A 23,845-nucleotide genomic window follows, 5' to 3' on the forward strand; every position below is an offset into this window, starting at 1 on the left:
AGGGACGCCACCGTCGGGCGCCCTCCCCGACCTATCCGACGCCCAGCACGATCCAGAAGAGAGCCCGTCATGACGACGACGTCTGACCGCACCGTCTCCCGCCGCGGGCCCAGCCCCCAGCGTCGCAAACTCATCATCACCGCCTACATCCTGATCACGCCCTTCATCCTGGTATTCATCGGGATGGTTATCGCACCGTTGCTCTATGCGGGATTTCTGAGCCTGTTCCAGACTCGCCTCATCGGCGGTGAGCAGTTCGTCGGACTCGCGAACTTCGGCGAAGCGCTCACCGACCCGCTCTTCCTCGGCGGCGTTGCTCGCATGTCGGCGTTCCTGCTGATCCAGGTGCCGATCATGCTCGGGCTGTCGCTGTTCTTCGCGCTCGCGATCGACAGCGGCCGACTTCGCGGTGGCCGATTCGCCCGTCTCGCCATCTTCGTCCCGTTCGCTGTTCCTGGCGTCGTCGCGACGATGATGTGGGGGTACCTGTACGGGGACGACTTCGGGCCGATCGCTCAAGGAGTGCGGTCCCTCGGGCTTCCCGCACCGGACCTGCTCTCCAGCGAACTGATGCTCTTCTCGATGATGAACATCGTCACCTGGTCATTCGTCGGCTACAACATGATCATCATGTACGCGGCCCTGCGGGCCATCCCGACCGAACTGTACGAGGCGGCGGAGCTCGACGGGGCGGGCGCCGTCCGGATCGGATGGAGCATCAAGATCCCGGCGATCCGCCCGGCGATCATGCTCACGCTGATCTTCTCGGTCATCGGCAGCTTCCAGCTGTTCACCGAGCCGCGCCTGCTCGCAACGATCGCCCCCAACGTGATCGGGACGGCGTACAGCCCGAACCTCTACGCGTACACCCTCGCCTTCACCTTCCAAGACGTGAACTACGCCGCCGCCGTCGCCTTCCTCCTCGGATTCGTGATCATGATCATCTCGTACGTCGTCCAACTCTCGAATGCCCGATCGGGAGGCCGCTCATGACTTCCACGATCACTGCTCGACGCAAACAACGGGATCCTCGCGACCGCCGCAGCGGACTTCTGACCGGTCTGGTGTGGCTGGGGGTCGCCTACTTCCTGCTGCCGCTGCTGTGGCTGACCATCGCGTCGACCAAGGACAACACCGACCTGTTCAGTACTTTCGGATTCTTCTTCGGCGATGAGTTCAACTTCTTCGCCAACCTGGAGTCGTTGTTCGCCTTCCGGGACGGGGTCTTCTGGCGCTGGACGGGGAACACGATCCTGTACGCCGGGGTGAGCGCCGTGGGGGCGACAGCGCTGGCGACCGCGGCGGGCTACGCCTTCGCGAAGTTCGAGTTCCCCGGCCGGCGTTTCATCTTCAGCGCCGTGCTCGGATCGATCATGATCCCCGCGACCGCGCTCGCTCTGCCCACCTACCTCGTCTTCGCGAACCTCGGTTTGGTGAACACCCCGTGGGCGATCATCATCCCCTCGATCGTGAGCCCGTTCGGGGTGTACCTGATGAGGGTCTACGCAGCCGACTCGGTGCCGGACAGCCTCATCGAAGCAGCGCGCATCGATGGAGCATCCGAGCTGCGCATCTTCGTCTCGATCGGCTTGCGACTCATGGGGCCGGGCATGGTGACCGTCTTCCTGTTCTCGCTGGTCGGTGTGTGGAACAACTACTTCCTGCCGCTGATCATGCTCTCCTCCAGCGACCTGTACCCGCTGACCGTGGGCCTGGCGCAGCTGCAGGCGCTGTCGACCGGCGGGGGCGGCTCCACCGCCGTCTTCTCAACCGTGATCGCCGGCTCGTTCGTCTCGATCCTCCCCCTCGTGGTGGCCTTCTTGTACCTGCAGAGGTATTGGCAGTCCGGGCTCGCCGCGGGAAGCACAAAGGAATAAGGAAATAGGCATCTCATGACTATCTGGTTCGGTGGGGACTACAACCCCGAGCAATGGCCCGAAGCGATCTGGGACGACGACATCCCGTTGATGCAGCAGGCCGGCGTGTCCATGGTGACGATCGGCGTCTTCTCCTGGGCGATGCTCGAGCCGAAGGAGGGCACCTTCACCTTCGAATGGCTGGATCGGGTGATGGACAAGCTGCACGCGGCAGGAATCCGGGTCGATCTCGCGACCGCGACCGCATCCCCGCCGCCGTGGCTCAGCCACCGCTACCCCGCGTCGTTGCCCGTCACCGAGTCAGGGGTGCGCCTGCAACGGGGATCCCGTCAGCACTACTGCCCGAGTTCGCTCGACTACCGCCGGCTGGCGACCCGATTGGCCGGGGAGATCGCGCGGCGGTACGCCGATCACCCCGCCCTGGAGATGTGGCACATCAACAATGAGTACGGATGCCACGTCAGCCGCTGCTACTGCGACACCTCGGCCGCAGCCTTCCGCGCCTGGCTGACCGTCAAGTACGGCACGATCGACGCCCTCAACCACGCGTGGGGTACTGCCTTCTGGTCGCAGTGGTACGGCTCTTTCGACGAAGTAGCGGTGCCGAGCCTGGCCCCCTCCTTCCGCAACCCCGCCCAGCTGCTGGACTTCGACAGATTCTCCTCCGATGAGCTCCTCGGCCTCTTCCGGAGTGAGGCCGCGGCGGTTCGGACAGCAAGCCCCTCCGTGCCGCTCACCACCAACTTCATGGGCTTCTTCAAGCCTGTCGACTACTGGAACTTCGCGGCGGAGCTCGATGTCATCAGCGATGACAACTACCCCGACCCCGACGATCCCGACTCGCCCTACCTCGCCGCGATGACTCGCGACCTGATGCGATCCCTCGCGGGCGGCAAGCCGTGGCTGCTGATGGAGCAGGCCGCTGGCGCGGTCAACTGGCGGCCCTCCAATGCCGCGAAACCCGAGGGGATGATGCGAGCGTGGTCGTATCAGGCGCTCGCCCGAGGTGCAGACGGCATCCTCTACTTCCAGTGGCGCCAGTCCGACCGCGGGGCTGAGCGGTTCCACTCTGCGATGCTGCCGCACACCGGCACGGAGTCGGTTTCGTGGAAGGCGGTGTGCAGTCTCGGAGCGGAGCTCCAGGAGATCGGGGATCAGCTCGACTCGCCGACACCGGGGGACGTCGGCATCATGCTCGACTGGGACTCCTGGTGGAGCCTCGAGCAGACGGGGCTCCCCGGTACGCTCACCTACCTCGACGCGGTCAACGCTTGGTACCGGACTCTGTACGACGCGGGCGTCTCCGTGGACTTCGTCTCGCCTACCTCGGACCTCGCCGAATACGCTGCCGTGATCGTCCCCAATCTGTTCGTGGCGACCGAGAGCGCTCTTGCGTCCTTGGCCATCTACGCGGAGGCGGGTGGGCGTCTGATGGTGAGCTACCAGTCGGGCATCACGGATGAGGACGGCCGCCTCACCCCGGGCGGCTACCTCGGCGCGCTGGCCGGCACTCTAGGCGTGCGGATCGATGAGTTCTTCCCGCTTCCAACGCCCGGGTCCGTCGTCGCGGACTCGGTGCTGCTCCAGTCCGACGAGCTCGGCGCGGAGAGGTCATCGGGAACGGTCTGGTCTGAGCGATTGGACGTCGTCGATGCAGAGGTCGTCGCCAGCTTCGCCTCGGGGCCCCTGCGAGGCTCCGCGGCGATCACCCGCCGCACAGTCGGGTCGGGTCAGGCGTGGTACGTCGCGACGCTGCCCGATGCCCGGTCACGAGAACACCTGGCGGCTCTGTTACTCGAGGGCACATCGGCTCTGGACGATGTGGTCTCTCACGCTGGGGTGGAGGTGTTTCGACGGGGTCGTCACCGCTTCGTCATCAATCAGCAACCGACCCACACGACGGTCGCGGTCGCCGGGCGGGATCTCGAACTTGGCCCCTACGGAGTAGAGATCATCGAGGCGGGTCAACGCTCGCAGTCGTGAGGGCGCCATCCACCCGAGCGGCACGGTCCACTGCTCGATAAACGGTCGATTGTGCGACACCGAAGTGCTCTGCTAGCTCGCCCGACGTGTGGGCTCCCGCACGATGAAGGCTGACCGAGTGTGCCGCTTGCGTGGGCGAGAGCTTCGGTTACTTGCCGCGCAGGCGGCCCTTCGAGCGAGCGATCGACATGCCCTCGCGAGTGCGAGCTCGGAAGAGATCGGCTTCGAACTCGGCGACTAGGCCGAGCACGGTGAACAAGAGCCGGCCGACTGACGCATGGCCTGCCTATCCTGAAGCCATGGAGAGGGGTCGCGCGTCGTGGGGGCCGGTGCGCGTGGACTGGGCGACCGTGCCAGGCGGCGCATCCGAACGGCAACCGCTGCGTGAGGCGCGACGGATGCTCGCCCGTGAGCTGCTCGCAACCTTCGTCGCCGAGCTGGCGCCGGAGAGGGTTGCGACCGTCACCATCACCCGCCTCTGCTCGACCTGCGGCGCCGACGGCCACGGTCGCCCGATCGTCATCGGTACCGACGTCGTCGTGAGCGTCGCCTACGCCGGGGCCGCGGTAGCGGTCGCGATCGCCCCGCAGGCGGAGGCCGCCGCGGTCGGGGTGGACCTCGAGCGCGTGGCGGCCGCGGGCCGGCACGCGCCGCTCGCCGAACTGGGGGCGTTGTTCGCGCCCGGAGCCGCTCCGAGCCTGGAGGGCTGGACGCTGCTCGAGGCCGCGCTCAAGGCCGACGGGCGCGGGCTGCGGGTCGAGCTCGCCGATTGCGACATCCGAGAGGCGTCAGCAGCAGCATCCCGAGACGGTGCCGTCGACTACGAGGTCGGTGCGCCCGGTCGAGCACATCCGATCAGCGCCGCCGTCCTGCACGGCCCCGAGGGCTACGTGCTCAGCGTCGCGGCGATACCGCCGACGTCGCCGTCCTGACCGCGCGCGCGACCGCACGCCCCGCCCTCCCGGCCCGCGGCAGCGCCGGCAGCGGCAGCTCGTCGAGCCACTCGTGCAGCAGGTCCGACACCGGCACGGGCGACAGCTCCTCGGCCAGCGCCACGAACTCGTCCGTCGTCGCCGTGCCCGAGGCGTGCTGCGCGCACCACGCCCGCAGCAGCGCGAAGAACGCGTCGTCCCCGGCCGTGAGCCGCAGGGCGTGCAGGGCGAGGGCGCCGCGCTTGTAGACGCGGTCGTCGAACATGAGGTCGGGGCCCGGGTCGCGCAGCAGCAGGTCCTGCGGCAGCGCATCGAGCCGGGCGTGATGGTGCGTCGCGCGCTCGTGGGCGGTCTCGGCGCCCGAGTGCTCCGACCAGATCCACTCGGCGTAGCAGGCGAAGCCCTCGTTGAGCCAGATGTCGCCCCATGCGGCGACGCCGACGCTGTTGCCGAACCACTGGTGCGCCAGCTCGTGCGCGATGAGCCGCTCGAGCCCGCCGACGCCGTCGATGTGGCTCGCGCCGAAGACGCCGATGCCCTGCGCCTCGAGCGGGATCTCGAGGTCATCGGCGGTGACGACGATCGCGTACTCGTCGAGCGGGTACGGCCCGAAGCGCTCCTGGAACAGCGCCATCATCGCGCCCAGGTCGGCGAAGTCGGCGTGCACGCGGTCGGCGAGCGGCCGCGGGTAGAACATGCGCCCCGAGCGGTCGTCGAGCGGCACCGTCTCCTCGACGAAGCGGCCTAGCACGACGGTCATCAGGTACGTGGGGGTCGGGATGCTCTGCTCGAACTTCCACGTCGCCGTGCTGCCGCGCCCGCCCTTCTCGACGCGCACGCCGCTCGCCACGACGGTGTACGCCGAATCCGTGCTGATCGTGAGCACGTAGGTGGCCTTGTCGGAGGGCACGTCGTTGCACGGGAACCAGGTCGGCGAACCGGTGGGCTGCGAGGCGACGAGCGCCCCGTCCTCCAGCTCCTCCCAGCCGATCGTGCCCCAGCGGGATCGACGGGGCCGCGGCGCTCCGCCGTAGACGACGGTGATCTCGACGCCCTCGCCCTCGTCGAGCGGGGCGGGCAGGGTGACGCGCAGCTTGCGGTCGCTCTGGTGGAACGCGGGCGCGCGCCGACCATCCACCAGCACCTTCGAGGCGCGCAGCCCGACGAGGTCGAGCGAGACGGCCGAGATCGCGGCCGCCGCCCGCACCCGGATGACGGCGGTGCCGCTGAGCCGGTTCGTCGCGATCTTGTAGTCGAGGGTCAGGTCGTAGTGGTCGACGCCGATCGAGGCGTCGCCGCTCTGCGGGGTGTAGCGGTCGCCGCTCATCCGTTCGAGGCCTGGTAGGCGCGCACGGTGACGGCGCGCCACGGGCCGATGGGGTTGCCGCTCCAGCGGCTGCCGACGGGCACCGTCTCGCCGCGCATGACGAGCGAGGCGGGGCCGACGGTGGCGTTCGCGCCGATGCTCGCGGCGGGCAGGATGACGCTGTGCGGGCCGAGGGTCGCGCCCGCCTCGAGGGTCACCGTGTCGATGCTCATCACCCGATCATGGAACAGATGCGTCTGAACCACACATCCGCGGTTGACGGTCGCGCCGTCGCCGAGGGTCACGAGGTCGGGTTCGGGCAGCCAGTAGCTGTCGGTCCAGACGCCGCGGCCGATCGTCGCGCCGAGCGAGCGCAGCCAGACGGCGAGGGCAGGCGTGCCCGAGGCGGCGTTGGCGAACCAGGGCGCGGCGACCATCTCGGTGAAGGTGTCGGAGACCTCGGTGCGCCAGACGAAGCTCGACCAGAGGGGATGCTCGCCCGGGCGGATGGGGCCGACGATGGTCCACTTCGCGAGCGTCGTGATCGCCGCTGCCAGTACGCCCGCGACGAGCAGCACCACCCCGGATGCCAGCACGGCGACGACGAGGCCCGCATCGAGCACCAGCCGCGCGAGCACGAGCAGCACGCCGAGCCCGATCGCGCAGGTGACGACGACGGGAACGATGCGGCAGAGCTCCCACAGCGCGCGGGCGACGCGCAGCGAGCGGCGCGGGCGGTAGGTGCGCTCGAGGTCGGCGTCGTTGACGACGCGGCGCAGACGCACGGCCGGGGAGCCGAGCCACGAGGAGCCGGGCTTCGACTTCTCGGGCGCCACCGAGAGCACGGCGACGAGGCCGTCCTTCGGTACACGGTGGCCGGCGCCCGCCATGCCCGAGTTGCCCAGGAACGCGCGCTTGCCGATGCGCGCGCGACCCAGGCGCATCCACCCGCCCGAGAGCTCGTAGGTCGCGACCATCGTGTCGTCGGCGAGGAAGGCGCCGTCGTCGATCGTCGTGAGCGAGGGGATGAGCAGCACCGTCGACGCCTCGACGTCGCGGCCGACCTCGGCGCCGAGCGCGCGCAGCCAGAGCGGCGTCAGCAGGCTCGAGTACAGCGGGAACAGCAGGGTGCGCGCCGAGTCGAGCAGCCGCTCGGTCGTCCAGGCCTGCCAGGCGACGCGTCCGCGCACGGGATGCACGCCCTCGACCATCCCGATCGACAGCAGCCGCACGAGCAGCACGACGGTGAGCGCGAAGACGAGGCCCGTCACGAGGGTCGCCGGCACGAGCCAGAGCAGCGCCGCCGGGACGGCCTCGGCGAGGGAGTCGGCACCGCGCATCCCGGTCGCGATGATGCCCGCGCCGGCCGTCATCGCGACGAAGGGCAGCAGCCCGAGCAGGCTCGACGAGACGCCGTAGGCCCACAGCCAGCGGCGCGGTGCCGGCGGGCGCTCGGGGGCGAGGGGGCGGGATGCTCCACCCACGCGCACCGCCGGAGACCCCGCCCAGCGCTGGCCCGCCCGCACCCGGCCGAAGACCGCGGAGCCCGGAGCGATCTCGGCCTCGCGCCCGATGCGCGTGCCCGGAGCGAGCGTGCTGCGCGAGCCGATCGTGGCGCCGGCACCGATGCGGATGCCGCCGATGCGCACGGTGTCGCCGTCGATCCAGTAGCCCGAGAGGTCGACCTCGGGCTCGATCGCGGCGCCGTCGGCGATCGTCAGCATGCCGGTGACGGGCGGCAGCGAGTGCAGGTCGACGTTGGTGCCGATCGTCGCGCCGAGGGCACGGGCGTAGTAGCTGACCCAGGGTGCCCCGGCGAGGCCGACGGGGTCGATCTGGTGCGCGACCTGCTCGGCGAGCCAGAGTCGCAGGTGCACGCCGCCACCGCGCGGGTAGTCGCCGGGCAGCACGCCGCGCAGCAGCAGGCGCGCGAGCAGGGCGGCGATGGCCATGCGCCCCGCGGGCGTGATGAACAGCAGGAACCCGATCACGATGACGGGCAGCGGCGCGGAGGGCAGGAACTCGAAGCCCGGCATGAGGCGCAGAAGGGCGCTCGCCGTCAGCAGCCAGAGCAGCCAGCGGAGCCCTGCGAAGACGAACAGCGGCACGCCCGCGAGGGTCTGCACCCACTGCATGGTGCGCGGGGTGGGGCGGGCGATGCTGAAGCCGTTCGGCACCGCGTCGAGCTCCGACGACTCCGCCTCGACGGCGTCGGCCATCCGCCGCAGGCGCGGCAGGTCGTAGACGTCGGCCATGGTGAACTCGGGGGCCCGCGCACGGATGCGCGAGACGAGCTGGGCGGCTGCGAGCGAGCCGCCGCCGAGCTCGAAGAAGTCGGCATCGTCATCCATCGGGCGGATGCCCAGCACGGCGACCCACTGCTCGGCGAGCCATGCGGCGGTGCCCGAGAGGGTCGAGTCGCCGTCGTCGGCGCCGGTGAGGGGCCACGGCAGGGCGGCCTTGTCGACCTTGCCCGAGGTGCGCACGGGCAGATCGTCGACGACGGCGAGCAGCGGGATGAGCGGCGCGGGCAGCGCGCGGGCGAGCTCGGTCCGCGCGGCCTGCCGGTCGAAGCCCTCGCCGGGCACGACGTAGCCGACGAGCAGGGCGATGCCGCCCTCCGAGCGCTGCACCACGACGGCGGAGGCGGAGACCGCGGCGAGCTCGCCGAGGGCCGCCTCGACCTCGCCGAGCTCGATGCGGCGGCCGCCGATCTTCACCTGGTCGTCGGCCCGGCCCTGGAACACCAGGCCCTCGGCCTCGAGCCGCACGAGGTCGCCCGAGCGGTAGGTCCGATCCCAGCCCAGCGACGGCATCGGCGCGTACTTCTCGGCGTCCTTCGCCGGGTCGAGGTAGCGCGCGAGCCCGACCCCGCCGATGACGAGCTCACCGACCTCACCGAGCGCGACCCGCTCGCCGGTCGGGTCGACGACCGCGAGGGCCCAGCCGTCGAGCGGCAGGCCGATGCGCACGAGCCCCTCGCCGTCGAGCAGCGCGGCGGACGCGACGACCGTGGCCTCGGTGGGGCCGTAGGTGTTCCAGACCTCGCGACCCTCGGCGACGAGCCGCGAGACGAGCTCGGGCGGGCAGGCCTCGCCCCCGAAGATCAGCAGGCGCACGTTCTCGATGGCGTCGCGCGGCCAGAGCGCGGCGAGCGTCGGCACGGTCGAGACGACGGTGATGCCGTGGCCGACGAGCCACGGCCCGAGATCCTCGCCCGAGCGCACGAGGGCGCGCGGGGCGGGCACGAGGCAGGCGCCGTGCCGCCAGGCGAGCCACATCTCCTCGCACGAGGCGTCGAAGGCGACCGAGAGCCCCGCGAGCACGCGGTCCCCGGGCCCGAGCGGAGCATCCTGCAGGAACAGGCGGGCCTCGGCGTCGACGAAGGCCGCCGCCGAGCGGTGCGTCACCGCGACGCCCTTCGGCACGCCCGTCGAGCCCGAGGTGAAGATGATCCAGGCGTCGTCGTCGACCGTCGGAGGCGGCACCGTCGGAATCGCCCGCGAGGCGGGGTGCGGGGCGTCGCCGGCGAAGAGGGCGGCGCTCGCCGCGGGGGCGGGATGCTCCGCCACGCCGCCGTCCGCGCGCTCGAGCACCCCGGCCCCCGTCACGACCCCCACGACCCCCGCCTCGCCGAACACGAGCTCGGCCCGCTCGGCCGGATCGTCGGCGTCGACCGGCACGTACGCCGCCCCGACCGCCATGATGCCGAGGATGGCGAGGTAGAGCTCCCGCCCGCCGGAGGGCATGCGAACCCCGACGCGATCGCCGCGGCGCACCCCCTGCTCGTGCAGGCGCGCGGCGGTGCGGCCGACCTGCACCATGAGCTCGGCGTAGCTCAGCGCGCCCGCGGAATCCTCGATGGCCGAGGCCTGCGGGTAGCGCGCGCTGGTCTCGCGCAGGATGTCGAGGAGCGTGCGGGGCTCGGCGGCCAGCGCCGCGCGGTCGAGGAACTGCTGCACGATCGCCTTCGGGTTCGCTCCGGTCGCGCCGGTCAGGAGGAGAGCAGGGCGACGAGCTGCGCCTTGGTCATGCGCGAGTATCCGGTGATGCCGGCGGCACGGGCGCGCCCGCGCAGCTGCGCCACGGTGAGCGAGGCGAGGCTGTCGGTCGCCGCAGCCGAGGGCGAGGCGGGGGGTGCGTCAGCGGCGGGCGCGGCGTCGAGCGGCTCCTCCGCCATCGCCATCGCGGCGGCGGGCTTCGGCTCGACCACGGTCGCCGGCTTCGTCGCGGCGGGCTTCTTCGGAGCGGCCTTCGGAGCGACCTTCGGCGCGACCGGCTTCTCGGCGACCGGCTTCTCGGCCTTGGTCGTCGTGGTCTTCTCGGCGTCCTTCTTCCCTCCGGCCTTCTTCCCCAGGCCCTTCTTCCCCAGGCCCTTCTTCCCCACGACCTTCTGGTCAGCCTTCGCGGCTGCCGCCTTCTTCTCGGCCTTGGCCGCCTTCTTCGCCTCGGCCTCCGAGGCCTTCGCAGCGGCTGCGGCGAGGCGGCTCTCGGCCTTGTCGGCGGCCTTCTCGACGCGCGCGATGGCGACGACGGCCTTCTTCACGACCTTCTTCGGGCGGCGCTCGACCGCCTTCTTCGAGGCGCTCGAGGCCTCCTTCGCCTCCTCGGCGAGCGAGCGCAGCTTCTTCGCGTCGCGCTTCGGCAGGGTCGCGGCGAGGCGCTTGGCATCCTTCGCGGCGGAGGCCGCGGCGTCCAGGGCCGCCTCGGCCGCCCGCATCGTCTTCGTGGTCTTCGCCATCGTCGGTCCGCTCCGCTCGTCACCCGCCGAGCGCGGCGGGCGCCGGCTCCATGCGGGGTGAACAGTACAGGGCGAGGGCGAACGGTCAGGGATGCCCGAGCTCGCGTCGCCGCTGATCAGGCGCCGGGCATCCATTCACCGGGCGCCGAGGCGCGCGCGCCAGGATGAACCCATGAGACTCTCCGGCATCCTCTCCGCCGCGCGCCGCGCGCTCCAGACCGAGCAGGGCCGCTCCGCCGCCCGCAAGGCCGCCGACGCGGCCGCCGACGCCGGGCGTCGCATCGGCAACGGCAAGCACGCGCCGACCGTCGACAAGGTGCACCGTGCTGCGCGCAAGTACCTCGACGGCGGCCAGGGTGACCCCGGCGGTCCGGCCACCGGTCAGCCGGGCGACGGTCAGCCGCGCCGCTGACCGACGCGCATCATCCGCGGCATCCCGTCGTCGGCCGCGGTCGGCCTGACCGTCAGGGCAGGCGCGAGCTGATCACGACGTGCAGCAGCGGCACCGCCGAGGCGGCGAGCAGCACCGTCGCGAGCACCGGCTGCGCCGGGTAGAGCAGCGATCCGGCGAGCAGCAGGGCCGAGAAGATGATGGCCGAGGATGCCCGGCCGAGGCTGCGCTCCACCGAGCGCAGGCGGCGCTCCACCTCGGGCGAGCGCGTCGAGACGAGTCCGCGGTCGAGGCGGGCGGCGAGATCGTCGAGCCGTCGCGGCAGGCGCGCGAGCGTCGTCGCGTAGCCGATCACCTGCTGGCCTGCCCCGATGAGGTTCGCCGAGGTGCCGGCGCTCACGAGGGTGCGGGCGAAGGGATCGATCGCATCCCACATGTTGAAGTCGCGGTTGAGCGCGCTCGTCACGCCCGAGATGAGCGAGATCGTGCGGATCAGGAGCAGGAAGTTCTCGGGCAGCTGGAACGGCAGCGTGCGGATCGTCTCGCCGAACTGCGAGGCGAAGGCCTGCAGCTCGCGCGGGTCGATCTGGGTCAGCTCGTTGACGCCCATCCCGCCGAAGCGGTCGAAGAGGGCGGTCATGACGCGCTCGAGCTCGTCGACGTCGGCCGAGGGCAGCAGCACGCCGAGGCGCTGCATGGTGGCGACCAGCCCGCGGCCGTCGCGCCCCACCGCGGCGAGGATGAACTCGCGCAGACCGGCCTTGAGGCTCTCGGTGATCTCGCCCATCATGCCGAAGTCGATGAAGGTGAGGCGCCAGTCGTCGGGGCCGCCCGGGCCGGGCGTGACGAAGATGTTGCCGGGGTGCGGGTCGGCGTGGAAGAAGCCGGCGACGAAGATCTGCTGGAAGGTGACGCGGGCGAGCTCCTGCGCGACCCGGTTCGGGTCGATGCCGGCGGCCAGCAGTGCGGGGACGTCGGTGATCTTGATCGCCGTGACGTCGGAGAGCGTCAGCACGCGCCGGGCGGAGCGCTCCCAGACGAGCTCGGGGGTCGCGACGCGGTCGTCGTCGGCGAAGTCGGCGGCGAAGCGCTCGGCGTTCGCGGCCTCCTGCAGGTAGTCGATCTCGTGCAGGCTCGTCATGGCGAACTCCTCGACGAGCGCGGGGGCGTCGGTGCGGCGGTTGACGAGCTTGACGCGGGCGAGGATGCGCCCGACGCGGCGCAGGGCGGTGAGGTCGACCTCGACGATGCGCTCGATGCCCGGCCGCAGCACCTTCACGACGACGCCGTCGAAGCCCATCTCCTCCGCGATGCCGGGGGAGAGCCGGGCGCGGTGGGCCTGCCCCAGCGAGGCGGCCGCGATCGGCCTCTCGTCGAAGAAGGCGAAGGCGCGATCGATCGGGATGCCCAGCTCGCGCTCGATCTGCGCGACGATCAGGTGCAGCGGCTCGGGCGCCACCTCGTCCTGCAGCCCCTCGAGCTCGCGGGTGATCTCGGGGGGCAGGATGTCGAGGCGCGACGACATGAACTGCCCGACCTTGATCATGAGGCCGCCGAGGTCGACGGCGAGGTCGTGGAACTTGCGGGCCAGGCGCTGCAGGCGGCGGATGCGGCCGCGGGCGGCCAGACGGCCGAGCCCGAACCGCGGCAGCACGAGCTCGAACCACCAGGCCGAGACGAGCGCGCGGGTGGCGAAGCGCATGATGCGGCGGTAGCGCGCCGTCATGGCGCGATCCTGCTGCTGGGTGGTCGGCGTCGTCGGCACGCCGACGGGAGCGGAGGCGCCGGCGGGGGCCGCGTCCGTCGGCGCCGGGCGGGCCCCGTCGGTGGGGCGGATGGTCACGGCGGGCGACGCCGCCGGGGGCGCCGAGGCGCTGCGGGCCGTCCCGATGCCCGGCGTTCCGGTGCGGGCCGACGCGGTCTGCTCGGCGGTGGCCGGGGCCCCGCCGGCGGCGCTCGGCATGCGGTCAGTCCTCGGCGAGGATGGCGTAGAGGCGTCGGCGGGTCTCGTCGAGCAGCTCGACGGCGCGCTGGCGCTGCTCGCGCGTGCCGTTCTGCGCCACCTGCGCCGTGGCCTGGGCGAGCTTCACGCCCGCGCGCGGCAGGGCGGACCCGCGCTCGGCGCGCTCCTCCCAGCGGCCCCGCGTGCTCGCACCGCGGTCGCGGCCGTGCACGTCGTCGTGGCCGTGCTCGTGCTCGTGCCCGTCGTCGGCCTCCGCGGCCACGCGGCCGGCGTCGGTGAGGCTGTAGACGCGGCGGTCGCCGTCGTGCGCGACCTCGACGAGCGCCTCGTCCGAGAGCAGCTGCAGCAGGGGGTAGACCTCGCCGGGCGTCGGGCGGCCCATGCCGCCGGAGCTCGCGGCGATGGCGTCGATGATCGAGGCGCCGGTGCGGCTCTCGTCGAGCAGGGCGCGCAGGACGGCGGTGCGGAGGTCGGCGGCGGTGCGCTTGCGCGGCGGCCGGGGAGCGAAGGTCTCCCGCATCTCGTCGACGATCTCGCGGAGGTCGAAACCGGAATCGGATGCAGAACGCATGTCAGCCCTTCGCCGTGGAGCAGCAGGCGGCGAGCGCCGCCCTGAGGCCTCCAGCATGCGCGCTGCACCTGGGCGCCGGCTCGACGGGCATCGCGTGCGGGCTGGATGCGCGCGGTGCGCGAGCGGGGCGGCCCGGTCAGCGCTCTAGCTGTCGACGGCGGGTAGCTCGGCGGTGGCGACGATCGCCCCGCGGGCATCCCGGATCTCGACCGCGGCGACGTCGTCGCGCAGGAGGGCCGCGTTGATGCGGCACTCGATCGTCACGGTGCTGCCGAGGAACCCGCCGGATGACAGCGCCTCGCCGCCGGTGCCGATGAGGACGACGTCGAAGGCGTCGCCCGGCGCGAAGCCGTCGATCTCGAGCACCGTCTCGGTGCCCCAGGTGTGGGCGACGACGGCCGCGTCGATCTCGACGCCGCTCGGCTCCCCGGCGAAGTCGATGGGCTCGACCGCTCCGAGCGTGCCGGGGTCGCCCGTCACCGCGGCGGGGGAGAGCAGGGTCTGCGCGCCCAGGGCGATGACGGCGCCGAGGGCGAGGCAGGCGGCCGCGGTCGAGAGGAGCGCGACGGCCGTGCGACGGCGCGACGGGACGCGGGTGCGGGCGGCGACGCCGTCGGCGGCCCTCGCGGATGCGAACGCGATCCTGTCCGGTGCGGCGGGCGCGGCGACGCCCCGGGCGGCGGGGCCGTCCTCGGCGAGATCCGCGCGCTCGGCCTCGGGGATGCGCAGGACGCGGGCCCGCAGGGCGTCGGAGGCGCGGGCGTCGCGGGTGCCGTCGAGCACGGCGCGGCTGCGGTCGACGAGACCCTGCAGCTCGGCGAGCTCGGAGCGGGCATCCGGCTCGGCCGCGAGCAGGGCGTCGAGCTCGACGCTCTCCTCGGGGCTCAGATCGTCGGCGAGCGCGCCGGCGATGAGCTCGGCGCGGCGCGCGTCGGCCGCGGTCGGGCCGTCGGTGCCGTCGGTGGGGTCGGAGTGGTCGGTCATGCCGGGTTCCTCGGTTCGGAGAGGCGAGTGCGCAGGATGCGCAGTGCGTAGAAGGCGCGCGATCGCAGGGTGCCGACGGCGACGCCCGTGCGGGCGGCGAGCTCGGCGTAGTCGAGACCCTGCACGTGCACGGCCTCGATCACCTCGCGGTGCTCGGGGCTCAGCGACTCGAGCGCCTCGACGAGGCCGAGGCGCTCCCACGGGTCGGTGACGAGGGCGGGATGCTCCTCCAGGCGCTCGGCGCCCTCCAGGTGGGGCAGGCGCTGGATCGCGCGGATCGCGTCGGCGATGACGTTGCGCAGGATGGCGAAGAGCCAGGTGCGCAGGCTGCCGACCGAGGGGTCGAATCGGTCGCGGCTGCGCCAGGCGCGCAGGAAGGCCTCCTGCACGCAGTCCTCCGCGAGACCCCGATCGCGCAGCGCGGCGAGGGCGAACCGCAGCAGCACCGTGCCGTGCGCGTCGAAGGCGGCCGCGAAATCGAATTCCGCGGGAGCGGGCGCTGCCGGCCCGGGGGAGGCCGCGGCGGGAGGATCGGCGGCGACCGGCGGCAGGGCGCGGAGGTCGGCGCGCCGGTCGCGGCGGGGAGCGGGCAGTGCGATCACCCCTCGGCTGTCGGCGATGGCCATCGGTCGGTACCTCCTCACCCTAAGCGGGCGGCTCGCAGAGGGATACGACGGGCGGGGAGCATCCGTTCATCTCGACGGGCAGGAGGAATTCTCCGACGGCGATGAACGCCGGGGCGGGATGCGACGTACACCCTGCTGCAGGGCGGGACACCGGCTCGCCCCCTCTCGAAAGGCACACCATGGTCACGAAGAGCAGCACCAGGATCCTCAGCTCGGGCGGAGCGCTCGGCATCGTCGCCGCGCTCGCCCTCTCCGCCACGCCGGCGTACGCCGAGACCGAGGTCGCGGAGCCCGCGAGCTTCACGAGCGCGTTCACCGTCATGGCGACGCCCGATCAGGTCGTCAACCCCGACGGCGTCGTCACGCCCGGCCAGGAGGGCGCGACGGGGGAGTTCACCTTCCGCATCAACTCCGACCTCGAGATCATCTGCTACGACATCACCCTCGAGGGCGTGTCGGGCGACTACATGAGCCCGGCCAAGACGGCGACCCACATCCACCAGGCCGCCGCCGGGCAGGCCGGCCCGCCGCGCATCGCCTTCCCGAACCCCGCGCCCGTCGGCGACGGCCCCCGCACGAGCTCCGGCTGCCTGCAGGGCCCCTTCACCACCGGCATCATGGCGAACGGCGCCGACACCGGTGACGGCTTCAGCCTCGCAGCGATCGAGGCCAACCCGGCCGGCTTCGCCTCCGACTCGCACACCGTCGACTTCTCGGCCGGCGTCGTGCGCGGTCAGCTGACGCAGATCCCCGTGGGCGGCGTCGAGACGGGTGCCGGCGGCACCGCCGCCTCGGGCGTCGACGCGAGCACGATCGCGATCGGCGTCGCCGGTCTCGGTGCCGCGGCGCTCGCCGCCGGCGTCGTCGTGACCCGTCGTCGCGCGCTCGCCCGCACGAGCCGCTGAGCAGCGCGGTGCGCATGCCGCGCCTGAGGCTCGCGGGCCCGGCGATCACCCTCGCGGTGGTCGTCGGGCTCTCGGGCTGCGCGGGCGCGGGCGCGCCCGAGAGCGCGGTTCGGGATGCCCCGCCCGCGCCGACGGCCGCGCCGAGCATCCCGCCACCGCCCCCGGCACCCGCACCGGCGGCCCCCGCCCCGCCGCCCGTGGGCGTCGCGGTGCCCGCCATCGCGCTCGAGGCGCCGCTCATCGATCTCGGAATCGAGCCGGACGGCACCATGGAGGTGCCGAGCGACTTCGACGAGGTCGGATGGTTCACCGGAGGCGGGCGCCCCGGCGGCAGCGGCCCCACGGTGATCGCCGCCCACGTGGACTCGCCCACCGGGCCCGCCGCCTTCATCGATCTCGACCGGGTCGCCGTCGGCGACGCCGTCACGGTCACCGATGCCGAGGGCACCGCGCACGACTACGTCGTCACGCGCGTCGAGCAGTACCCGAAGGACGCGTTCCCGACCGCCGAGGTCTTCGGCGCCTCGGCGCGCGACGAGCTGCGGCTCATCACGTGCACGGGGGTGTTCGATCCGGACGCCGCGAGTTACGTCGACAACCTCGTCGTCTACGCCGAGCGCGCGGGGCAGGCACCCTAGCGCGGCGCGTTCACGGACCGCGTCCGCGGGCTGGCCGGGGGCTCAGCCCGCGGACGCTCCCGGCTCAGCCCGCGGGCGCCTCCGGCAGCAGCTGGCCCACGCGATGAGCGATGAGCTCCTTGAGCACGAGCGAGGTCGCCGTGCGCCGGATCCCCGGGCAGCGCAGCACCTGCTGCCCGATGCGGTACAGATCGTCGGCGTCGCGCGCCACCACCTGGCACAGCAGATCGTTCTCGCCCGAGGTGGCCACGCACTCGATGATCTCGGGGATCTCGCGCAGCGCGAGCATCGCCTCGTCGAAGCGGCTCTGGTCGACCTCGGCCGTGACGATCGCGCGGATGGCGTAGCCGAGCGACTCGGGCAGCACGGTCACCGAGTGCGGGCGCAGCGTGCGGCCGTCGAAGAGCTGGCCGATGCGGTTCTGCACGGTGCCGCGGGCGAGGCCCAGGGTCTCGGCGATCCAGCCCACCGACGCGCGCGGATCGCGGTCGAGCGCGGCGAGCACGGCGCGGGAGGTGCTGTCGAGGATTCTGGACGCTCTGACCATGATCGGGCCATGGTACGGGCATCCATTGATCAATATGGTGACTTCGAGTGCGCCGTCTAGCGCAATCTGCTCGATCGCGGTTCACTGCTCTGGCGAGGCTCACACGACGACGCCCGCACCGGACCGCCCAGGAGGCTCTCGATGACGACCGCACCCCTTCCCGAGTTCACGCACGAGCGCGTATCGACCGCCGTCGGCGAGCGCTCCGGCCTCACCATGACGGTGGCGCTGCACAGCTCGGCCATCGGCCCGGCACTCGGCGGCTGCCGCCTCTGGCGCTACCCGGCGTGGATCGACGGGGTCGCCGACGCGATGCGGCTCGCGAGCGCCATGACGATGAAGAACGCGCTCGCCGACATCGGTGCGGGCGGCGGCAAGTCGGTCATCGCCCTCGGCCCCGACGACGTTCTCGACGACGAGCGGCGACGGGATGCCCTGCTCGACCTCGGCGACCTGGTGCAGACCTTCGACGGCCTCTACCGCACGGCGGAGGACGTGGGCACGACCGAGCACGACATGCTCGTCGTCAGCGAGCGGACGCCGCACGTGCTCGGTCTGCCCGCCGCGAACGGCGGCGCCGGTGAGCCGGCCGAGGGCACCGCGCTCGGCGTCTACGCCTCGATCGAGCGCGTCGTCGAGCAGGTCTTCGAGAGCGGCTCCGTGAGCGGGCGCAGCTTCGTCATCTCGGGCCTCGGGCAGGTCGGCTCGCGCCTGGCCACCCGCCTCGCGGCGGCGGGCGCCCGCCTCAGCGTCACCGACATCGACGCGACCAAGCAGGCCTTCGCCTCGAGCCTCGGCGCCCGATGGATCGCCCCCGACGAGGCGCTGACGACCCCGGCCGACGTCCTCGTGCCCGCCGGTCTCGGCGGCGTCCTCACGCCCGCGGCGATCGCCTCGCTGCCGGTCAAGGCCGTGGTCGGCCCCGCGAACAACCCGCTCGCCTACGCCTCGGGCGCCGAGCACCTCGCGAGCCGCGGAATCCTGTACGCCCCCGACTTCGTCGTGAACGCCGGCGGGGTCATCCACCTCGCGATGGTCGCCGAGGGCGCTTCGGCCCGCGAGATCGAGGGACGCCTGCTCGGCATCGGCGACACGCTCTCCGAGGTGTTCCACGCCGCTCGCGCGCAGGGCGTCACGCCGCTCGCCGCCGCGCAGGCGCTCGCCGTGCAGCGGGTCGAGCAGGCGCGCGAGCGTCGCAGCGCACTGGTCTGAGTTCGTCGCGCGGTCAGTCGGCCGGCGGCCGGCGGCGCTGCTGCTTGGTCGCCGAGCGCTTCTGCTTGGCCGCGAGGTGCCGTCGCGTCGACCCCCGGGTCGGTCGCGTCGGTCGCCGCGCGGGCCCCGGCGGGGCGAGGGCGCTCCGCACGAGCTCGGCGAGGGTCTCGAGGGCGATCTCGCGGTTGCGCAGCTGCGAGCGCTCCTGCGAGACGGTGACGGTGACGGCTCCGTCGACCAGGCGGCGGTCGAGCCGGGAGAGCAGGGTCGCGCGCTGATCGTCGGTGAGGGCATCCGATCGGGCGATGTCCCAGCTCAGCTGCACGCGGCTGTCGGAGGTGTTGACGTGCTGCCCGCCGGGCCCGGAGGACCGCGAGAACCGCCAGCTCAGCTCGGCGGCGCGGATGGTGAGGCCGGACGACACCTCGAGATCCATGACCCCAGGGTCGCACGACGCGGGGCCCGCGGCCGGCTCAGCCCGAGAGCGAGCCGGCGGGGAGCCCGAGCTCGGGCTCGAGCGCCCGGGCGATGAGGTCCACGTTGACCCGCCCGGCGATGTGGCCGATGGCGGCGTGGGCGTTCAATCCGTCGAGCATGCCGAGGAACTGCGAGGCGATGCGGTCCGCGGCCTCCTCGCTCAGGGGGGCGTCGACGGCCACCCTATGCAGCATCGCGGTGAAGCGGTCGTGCCAGATCTGGGTCTGCCGGCGCGCCTCCTCGCCGAGCGCGGGGAACCGGCGGGCCATGCTGAAGGCGTCCGTCCACACGAGGTCGACGTCGTCGCGCCCGCCGTCGAGCAGCGTGACGATGAGCACGCGCAAGGCGATCACGGGGTCGCGCTGCAGCGCGACGTGCCCGAACACCTCGACGATCTCGTCGTGCGCGATCGAGCGGAAGGTCTCGGCGATCAGTGCTTCCATGCTCGGCTGGTAGTGCGCGACGAGCGAGGGGGCGACGCCGGCCCGCTCGGCCACCCCGCGCTGCGTGAGGGCGGTCAGGCCGTCCTCGAGCGCGAGCGCCCGGGCTGCGGCGGTGATCTCGGCGGAGCGCTCGGCCGCCGTCATGCGCGACGTGCGCGGATCCTGGCCGTCCGGCTGCTCTGTTGACACTGCGAAGCCCTCCTCGATACCGTCGGCACATCCTATTGAGCATGCGGTCAACAATGGAAGGGCCGCGACCCGCGAAGGAGCATCCATGGCCTGGCGCATGCCCGCCGAGACGGCGCCGCACGACCGCATCTGGATGGCGTTCCCGCGCGAGGGCGAGACCATGGGCGACTCCTCCGCCGCGCGCGAGTCGACCTACGCGGCCTGGGCCGCGGTCGCCCACGCGATCCTGCCCTTCGAGCCGGTGACGATGGTCGTCGACCCGAGCGAGCGCGCGCGGGCGCGGCGACTGCTCGACCCGGCGATCGAGCTGGTGGATGCCCCGCTCGACGATTTCTGGATGCGCGACATCGGCCCCACCTTCGTCGTTGACGACGCGACGGGCGCCCTCGGCGCGGTCGACTGGATCTTCAACGGCTGGGGCGACCAGGGCGGCGCCTACGAGCGGGATGCCCGCATCGCCTCGCTCGTCGCCGAGCGCGCCGGCGCCGAGGTCGTCAGCTCGCTGCTCGTCAACGAGGGCGGTGCGATCCACGTCGACGGCGAGGGCACCGTGCTCGTCACCGAGACCGTGCAGCTCGATCCGCAGCGCAACCGCTACGCCACGAAGCAGGCCGTGGAGGCCGAGCTCGCGCGCACGATCGGCGCCCGCCACGCGGTGTGGCTGCCGCGCGGACTCACGCGCGACTACGAGCCGCTCGGCACGCGCGGTCACGTCGACATGGTGGCCGCGATCGCGAGCCCGGGGGTGCTGCTGCTGCACGGGCAGCCCGATGCCGGGCATCCTGATCACGCCGTCATGCGCGAGATCCGCGCCGTCGTCGAGGCCTCACGCGACGCCGCCGGGCGGGAGTGGCGCATCATCGAGCTGCCCGCGCCCGCGCAGCTGCGCGACGACGAGGGCTTCGTCGACTGGAACTACGTCAACCACCTCGTCGTCGACGGCGGCGTCATCGCCTGCGGCTACGGCGACGAGGCGGCGGATGCCCGGGCCCGCGCCCTGCTGGGCGAGGCGTACCCCGGCCGCGAGGTCGTCACCGTCGACGCGCGCGAGATCCTCGCGCGGGGCGGCGGCATCCACTGCATCACCCAGCAGCAGCCGACGGTCGCCGCGCGATGACCGTGCCGCTCGTCGAGACCTCGGTCATCGAGCTCGGCCGCGCGCTCACCGAGGGCCGCACGACCGCCGTCGCGCTCGTGCAGGGCTACCTCGACCGCATCGCCGCCTACGACCAGCGGGGGCTCCGCCTGAACGCGGTGCCGGTGCTCAATCCGGATGCCCTCGCCGAGGCCCGCGCGAGCGACGACCGCCGCGCGCTCGGGCGGGAGCTCGGGCCGCTGGACGGGATTCCGTACGCGGCGAAGGACTCGTACATGGTGCGCGGCCTCACCGTGGCGAGCGGCTCGCCCGCCTTCGCCGAGCTCGTCGCCCAGCGCGACGCCTTCACGATCGAGCGGCTGCGCGCCGCCGGGGCGATCTGCCTCGGGCTCACGACGATGCCCCCGATGGCGAACGGCGGCATGCAGCGCGGCCTCTACGGGCGGGCCGAGAGCCCGTACAACCCCGACTACCTGACGGCGCCGTTCGGCTCGGGCTCCTCCAACGGCTCGGGCACGGCTCTCGCGGCCTCGCTCTGCGCCTTCGCCCTCGCCGAGGAGACCTGGTCGAGCGGCCGCGGCCCCGCCTCGAACAACGGGCTGTGCTGCTACACCCCGAGCCCCGGCGTGATCTCGGTGCGGGGCAACTGGCCGCTCGTGCCGACGATGGACGTCGTCGTTCCCTACACCCGCACGATGGCCGAGCTGCTGGTGGTGCTCGACGCCGTGGTCGCCGACGACCCCGAGCCGCGCGGCGACTTCTGGCGCGTGCAGCCGTGGGTGAGCTTCCCGCCCGCCTCGCAGCTGCGACCGCCGTCGTACCCGGCGCTCGCCGACGGGGCCTCGCTCGCCGGCGTGCGCCTCGGCGTGCCGCGCCTCTACATCGGCGGCGCGGCGGCCGAGCCGATCGCGACCCGGCCGAGCGTCATCGCGCAGTGGGAGCTCGCCCGGCGCGACCTCGAGGCCGCGGGGGCCGAGGTGGTCGAGGTCGACCTGCCCGTCGTCGCCGACTACGAGTCGCGCGGCCGCACGCCCGACCGCTCCCTCGTCGCGCAGGGCTACGTGCCCGAGGGCTTCGCCGAGAGCGAGCTCTGGGAGCTGTCGATGCTCGGCTGGGAGGAGTTCCTGCAGGCCAACGGCGACCCGGCGCTGCACCGGCTCGCCGCCGTCGAGCCCGAGCTGATCTTCCCGGCCCCGCCCGGCAGCCTGCCCGGCCGCTACGACGACCACCTCAGCCGCTTCGCGCCGGAGGACGTGCCGCTGGAGGAGTACGTGCACCGCGCGCGGCGCGACGGCGTGCCCGCGCTCGACGCGATCCCGTACCTCGCCGAGGGCGTGCCGGGGCTGGCGCGCGCCCGCCGCGAGCTGTTCGACGCCTGGCTCGACGGGCTCGGCCTCGACGCGATCGTCTTCCCGGCCGTCGCCGACATCGGCCCGGCCGACGCCGACGTGAACCCGGCCTCGGCCGAGCTCGCCTGGCGCAACGGCACCTGGGTCGCCAACGGCAATCTCGTCTGGCGGCACCTCGGCATTCCGACGGTGCAGGTGCCGATCGGCCTGCTGAGCGACATCGGGATGCCCGTGGGGCTGACGATCGCCGGCCGCGGCTACGACGACGCGCGTCTGCTCGCCCTCGGCTGCGCGGTCGAGGCGGCGGCGACGCGCCCCGGCTCGGCCCTCGGCGGAACGCGCCGTGCACCCTCCTCCGCCCCGGAGCTCGCAGGAGCATGAGCGCCGTCGACGACTACATCGCTCGCTTCCCCGCCGATGTGCAGCCCATCCTGCGGGCCGTCCGCGCCGCGATCCATGCAGGAGTGCCCGAGGCCTCCGAGCAGATCCGGTACGGGATGCCCGCCGTCATGCTCGACGGTCGCTACGCGCTGCACTTCGCGGGCTGGAAGAACCACGTCGGCCTCTACCCGGTGCCGCGCGGCGACGAGGAGTTCGAGTCGCTCATCGGCTCGTACCGCTCGGCGACGGACACCGTGACGCTGCTGTACTCGAAGCCGCTGCCCGTGGGGCTGATCACGCGCATCGCGCAGGAGTGCGTCGCGCAGCGCGGCGACCAGCACGGCGACTAGCGCCGCGCTACTCGCGCACGATCGGCGCGCCCCAGCCGTCGTAATCGCCGCGGCAGGCCTCGACGACGCCGAAGACCTGCTCGACCATCGCATCGGCGGTCTCGACGTCGACGGTCGACATGCGCCGCGCGACGAGCACGGCCTGCACCACGCGGCGGCGCGAGACCTCGACGGTGAACCCGAGCTGCTCCAACTGGCGGGCGGCGGTGCGGGCGTCCTTGATGTTCATGAAGTTGGCGAAGTGCTCGACCTCGCGCGGAGCATCCACGTCGTCGCGCATCTTGATGCGCTGCGTGTACTGCTCGACGTTCGTCGTCAGATGCGGTCCGATGTCGCCCACCCCGCGAGCGTAGACCAGGCGGGCCCGCGATCTGAACCCCGCCCGGTCACGACCGGGTCTCGACGGCGGCCGCCGCGATCAGGCCGGCGGGCCGTCGACGATGAGCCGCTTGCCGAGACTGACGGCCGCGTCGGGGGAGTAGCCGAGGGCGGCGTAGAAGCCGAGCGCCTCCTCGTTGTCGGCCCGCACCTGCAGATTGAGCTTCGGGCAGCCGAGCGCGGTGAGCAGCCGCTCGATCTCGGCCATGAGCGCTCGCGCGTGCCCCCTACCGCGATGCGCGGGGTCGACCGCGAGGTAGTTGACCCAGCCGCGGTGCCCGTCGTAGCCCGCCATCGCGCTCGCGATCACACGCCCCTCGACCTCGCCGACGAGGAGGAGCTCGGGCTGCACGGTGAGCTTGCGCGCGATGTCTCGGTGCGGGTCGTTCCAGGGGCGGGTGAGGCCCGCGGCGCGCCAGAGCTCGACCACGGCGTCGGTGTCGAGGGGCAAGAAGGGGCGGATGAGCATCCCGTCATCATCGCGGCACGGCCGCGGATTTCGAGAA

At 72.6% G+C, this 23,845-nt stretch carries 23 protein-coding genes and 1 pseudogene; 11 read left to right on the forward strand and 13 right to left on the reverse strand.

Features of this window, described 5'->3' with window-relative positions:
• Positions 1-69: 69 nt before the first annotated feature.
• Genes OVN18_RS07450 through OVN18_RS07460 form a run of 3 tightly spaced genes read left to right on the forward strand, consistent with a single transcriptional unit; the run spans position 70 to position 3,860 of the window.
• Positions 70-993 (forward strand): carbohydrate ABC transporter permease, encoded by a 924-nt coding sequence (locus OVN18_RS07450; protein WP_267780080.1) that lies wholly within the window; start codon positions 70-72, stop codon positions 991-993.
• Entirely contained in the window at positions 990-1,877 is an 888-nt protein-coding gene (locus tag OVN18_RS07455; protein ID WP_267739060.1) for a carbohydrate ABC transporter permease, read from the forward strand. The genes OVN18_RS07450 and OVN18_RS07455 overlap by 4 nt, the downstream gene beginning before the upstream one ends.
• 15 nt (positions 1,878-1,892) lie before the next feature.
• A complete protein-coding gene (locus tag OVN18_RS07460) occupies positions 1,893-3,860 on the forward strand; it encodes a beta-galactosidase (protein WP_267739061.1) in 1,968 nt (655 codons plus the stop codon).
• Here OVN18_RS07460 and OVN18_RS07465 read toward each other — a convergent pair.
• Positions 3,829-4,131 (reverse strand): annotated as a pseudogene (locus tag OVN18_RS07465) (recombinase family protein); the annotation flags it as partial. The gene OVN18_RS07460 and the pseudogene OVN18_RS07465 sit on opposite strands and share 32 nt — an antisense overlap.
• Positions 4,132-4,258: 127 nt before the next feature.
• Between OVN18_RS07465 and OVN18_RS07470 the strand changes: the two are divergent.
• The gene (locus tag OVN18_RS07470; RefSeq protein ID WP_267739062.1) at positions 4,259-4,792 is read left to right on the forward strand and encodes a 4'-phosphopantetheinyl transferase family protein; all 534 of its coding nucleotides are present in this window, start codon (positions 4,259-4,261) and stop codon (positions 4,790-4,792) included.
• Here the strand turns inward: OVN18_RS07470 and OVN18_RS07475 are convergent.
• From OVN18_RS07475 to OVN18_RS07485, 3 genes are read right to left on the reverse strand one after another with little or no spacing between them, the layout of a single operon-like run.
• A complete protein-coding gene (locus tag OVN18_RS07475; RefSeq protein ID WP_267780081.1) occupies positions 4,755-6,119 on the reverse strand; it encodes a M1 family metallopeptidase in 1,365 nt (454 codons plus the stop codon). The genes OVN18_RS07470 and OVN18_RS07475 overlap by 38 nt on opposite strands.
• Positions 6,116-10,060 (reverse strand): Pls/PosA family non-ribosomal peptide synthetase, encoded by a 3,945-nt coding sequence (locus tag OVN18_RS07480; protein ID WP_267780082.1) that lies wholly within the window; start codon positions 10,058-10,060, stop codon positions 6,116-6,118. The genes OVN18_RS07475 and OVN18_RS07480 overlap by 4 nt, the downstream gene beginning before the upstream one ends.
• Before the next feature lie 32 nt (positions 10,061-10,092).
• Positions 10,093-10,839 carry a Rho termination factor N-terminal domain-containing protein gene (locus OVN18_RS07485; RefSeq protein ID WP_267780083.1) on the reverse strand — a complete coding sequence of 249 codons (747 nt, stop codon included), beginning with the start codon at positions 10,837-10,839 and terminating at the stop codon, positions 10,093-10,095.
• Between the two features lie 172 nt (positions 10,840-11,011).
• On the opposite strand from OVN18_RS07485, the gene OVN18_RS07490 reads away from it, so the two are divergent.
• Positions 11,012-11,251 (forward strand): hypothetical protein, encoded by a 240-nt coding sequence (locus OVN18_RS07490; RefSeq protein ID WP_267739068.1) that lies wholly within the window; start codon positions 11,012-11,014, stop codon positions 11,249-11,251.
• Between the two features lie 52 nt (positions 11,252-11,303).
• Here the strand turns inward: OVN18_RS07490 and OVN18_RS07495 are convergent, their stop codons facing one another.
• From OVN18_RS07495 to OVN18_RS07510, 4 genes are all read right to left on the reverse strand, one after another.
• Positions 11,304-12,956 (reverse strand): ABC1 kinase family protein, encoded by a 1,653-nt coding sequence (locus OVN18_RS07495; protein ID WP_267739345.1) that lies wholly within the window; start codon positions 12,954-12,956, stop codon positions 11,304-11,306.
• 241 nt (positions 12,957-13,197) lie between these two features.
• The gene (locus OVN18_RS07500) at positions 13,198-13,764 is read right to left on the reverse strand and encodes a PadR family transcriptional regulator (RefSeq protein ID WP_267780084.1); all 567 of its coding nucleotides are present in this window, start codon (positions 13,762-13,764) and stop codon (positions 13,198-13,200) included.
• A gap of 144 nt (positions 13,765-13,908) precedes the next feature.
• Positions 13,909-14,748 carry an anti-sigma factor gene (locus tag OVN18_RS07505; protein ID WP_267780085.1) on the reverse strand — a complete coding sequence of 280 codons (840 nt, stop codon included), beginning with the start codon at positions 14,746-14,748 and terminating at the stop codon, positions 13,909-13,911.
• The gene (locus OVN18_RS07510; RefSeq protein WP_267780087.1) at positions 14,745-15,374 is read right to left on the reverse strand and encodes an RNA polymerase sigma factor; all 630 of its coding nucleotides are present in this window, start codon (positions 15,372-15,374) and stop codon (positions 14,745-14,747) included. Before OVN18_RS07510 ends, OVN18_RS07505 begins: the two co-directional genes overlap by 4 nt.
• Positions 15,375-15,553: 179 nt before the next feature.
• On the opposite strand from OVN18_RS07510, the gene OVN18_RS07515 reads away from it, so the two are divergent.
• Together OVN18_RS07515 and OVN18_RS07520 are read left to right on the forward strand one after the other, a co-directional pair.
• On the forward strand, positions 15,554-16,279 hold the full coding sequence (locus OVN18_RS07515) for a CHRD domain-containing protein (RefSeq protein WP_267780088.1): 726 nt from the start codon (positions 15,554-15,556) through the stop codon (positions 16,277-16,279).
• A gap of 14 nt (positions 16,280-16,293) precedes the next feature.
• Positions 16,294-16,917: a class F sortase gene (locus OVN18_RS07520; RefSeq protein ID WP_267780089.1), complete on the forward strand. Its 624-nt coding sequence runs from the start codon at positions 16,294-16,296 to the stop codon at positions 16,915-16,917.
• A 64-nt stretch (positions 16,918-16,981) separates the two neighbouring features.
• On the opposite strand, the gene OVN18_RS07525 is transcribed toward OVN18_RS07520, so the two are convergent.
• Entirely contained in the window at positions 16,982-17,464 is a 483-nt protein-coding gene (locus OVN18_RS07525) for an Lrp/AsnC family transcriptional regulator (protein WP_267739074.1), read from the reverse strand.
• A 141-nt stretch (positions 17,465-17,605) separates the two neighbouring features.
• Here OVN18_RS07525 and OVN18_RS07530 point away from each other — a divergent pair, with 141 nt between their 5' ends.
• Positions 17,606-18,676, forward strand: coding sequence for a Glu/Leu/Phe/Val dehydrogenase family protein (locus tag OVN18_RS07530; RefSeq protein WP_267780090.1), 1,071 nt, complete (start codon positions 17,606-17,608; stop codon positions 18,674-18,676).
• Positions 18,677-18,689: 13 nt separating this feature from the next.
• Here OVN18_RS07530 and arfB read toward each other — a convergent pair whose 3' ends face one another.
• Together arfB and OVN18_RS07540 are read right to left on the reverse strand one after the other, a co-directional pair.
• A complete protein-coding gene (gene arfB, locus OVN18_RS07535; RefSeq protein ID WP_267780091.1) occupies positions 18,690-19,112 on the reverse strand; it encodes an alternative ribosome rescue aminoacyl-tRNA hydrolase ArfB in 423 nt (140 codons plus the stop codon).
• Between the two features lie 37 nt (positions 19,113-19,149).
• Entirely contained in the window at positions 19,150-19,785 is a 636-nt protein-coding gene (locus OVN18_RS07540; protein WP_267780092.1) for a TetR/AcrR family transcriptional regulator, read from the reverse strand.
• 85 nt (positions 19,786-19,870) lie between these two features.
• On the opposite strand from OVN18_RS07540, the gene OVN18_RS07545 reads away from it, so the two are divergent.
• From OVN18_RS07545 to OVN18_RS07555, 3 genes are read left to right on the forward strand one after another with little or no spacing between them, the layout of a single operon-like run.
• Complete coding sequence (locus OVN18_RS07545; RefSeq protein ID WP_267780094.1) at positions 19,871-20,902, forward strand: agmatine deiminase family protein; 1,032 nt, start codon at positions 19,871-19,873, stop codon at positions 20,900-20,902.
• On the forward strand, positions 20,899-22,611 hold the full coding sequence (locus OVN18_RS07550; protein WP_267780095.1) for an amidase: 1,713 nt from the start codon (positions 20,899-20,901) through the stop codon (positions 22,609-22,611). The genes OVN18_RS07545 and OVN18_RS07550 overlap by 4 nt, the downstream gene beginning before the upstream one ends.
• A complete protein-coding gene (locus OVN18_RS07555) occupies positions 22,608-22,961 on the forward strand; it encodes an iron chaperone (protein WP_267780096.1) in 354 nt (117 codons plus the stop codon). The genes OVN18_RS07550 and OVN18_RS07555 overlap by 4 nt, the downstream gene beginning before the upstream one ends.
• Before the next feature lie 7 nt (positions 22,962-22,968).
• Here OVN18_RS07555 and OVN18_RS07560 read toward each other — a convergent pair whose 3' ends face one another.
• Together OVN18_RS07560 and OVN18_RS07565 are read right to left on the reverse strand one after the other, a co-directional pair.
• The gene (locus tag OVN18_RS07560; RefSeq protein ID WP_267739082.1) at positions 22,969-23,301 is read right to left on the reverse strand and encodes a ribonuclease E inhibitor RraB; all 333 of its coding nucleotides are present in this window, start codon (positions 23,299-23,301) and stop codon (positions 22,969-22,971) included.
• Between the two features lie 78 nt (positions 23,302-23,379).
• A complete protein-coding gene (locus OVN18_RS07565; RefSeq protein ID WP_267780097.1) occupies positions 23,380-23,808 on the reverse strand; it encodes a GNAT family acetyltransferase in 429 nt (142 codons plus the stop codon).
• Positions 23,809-23,845: the final 37 nt, after the last annotated feature.

This window comes from Microcella daejeonensis (genome assembly GCF_026625045.1).
In the GTDB taxonomy this organism is placed as follows: domain Bacteria; phylum Actinomycetota; class Actinomycetes; order Actinomycetales; family Microbacteriaceae; genus Microcella; species Microcella daejeonensis.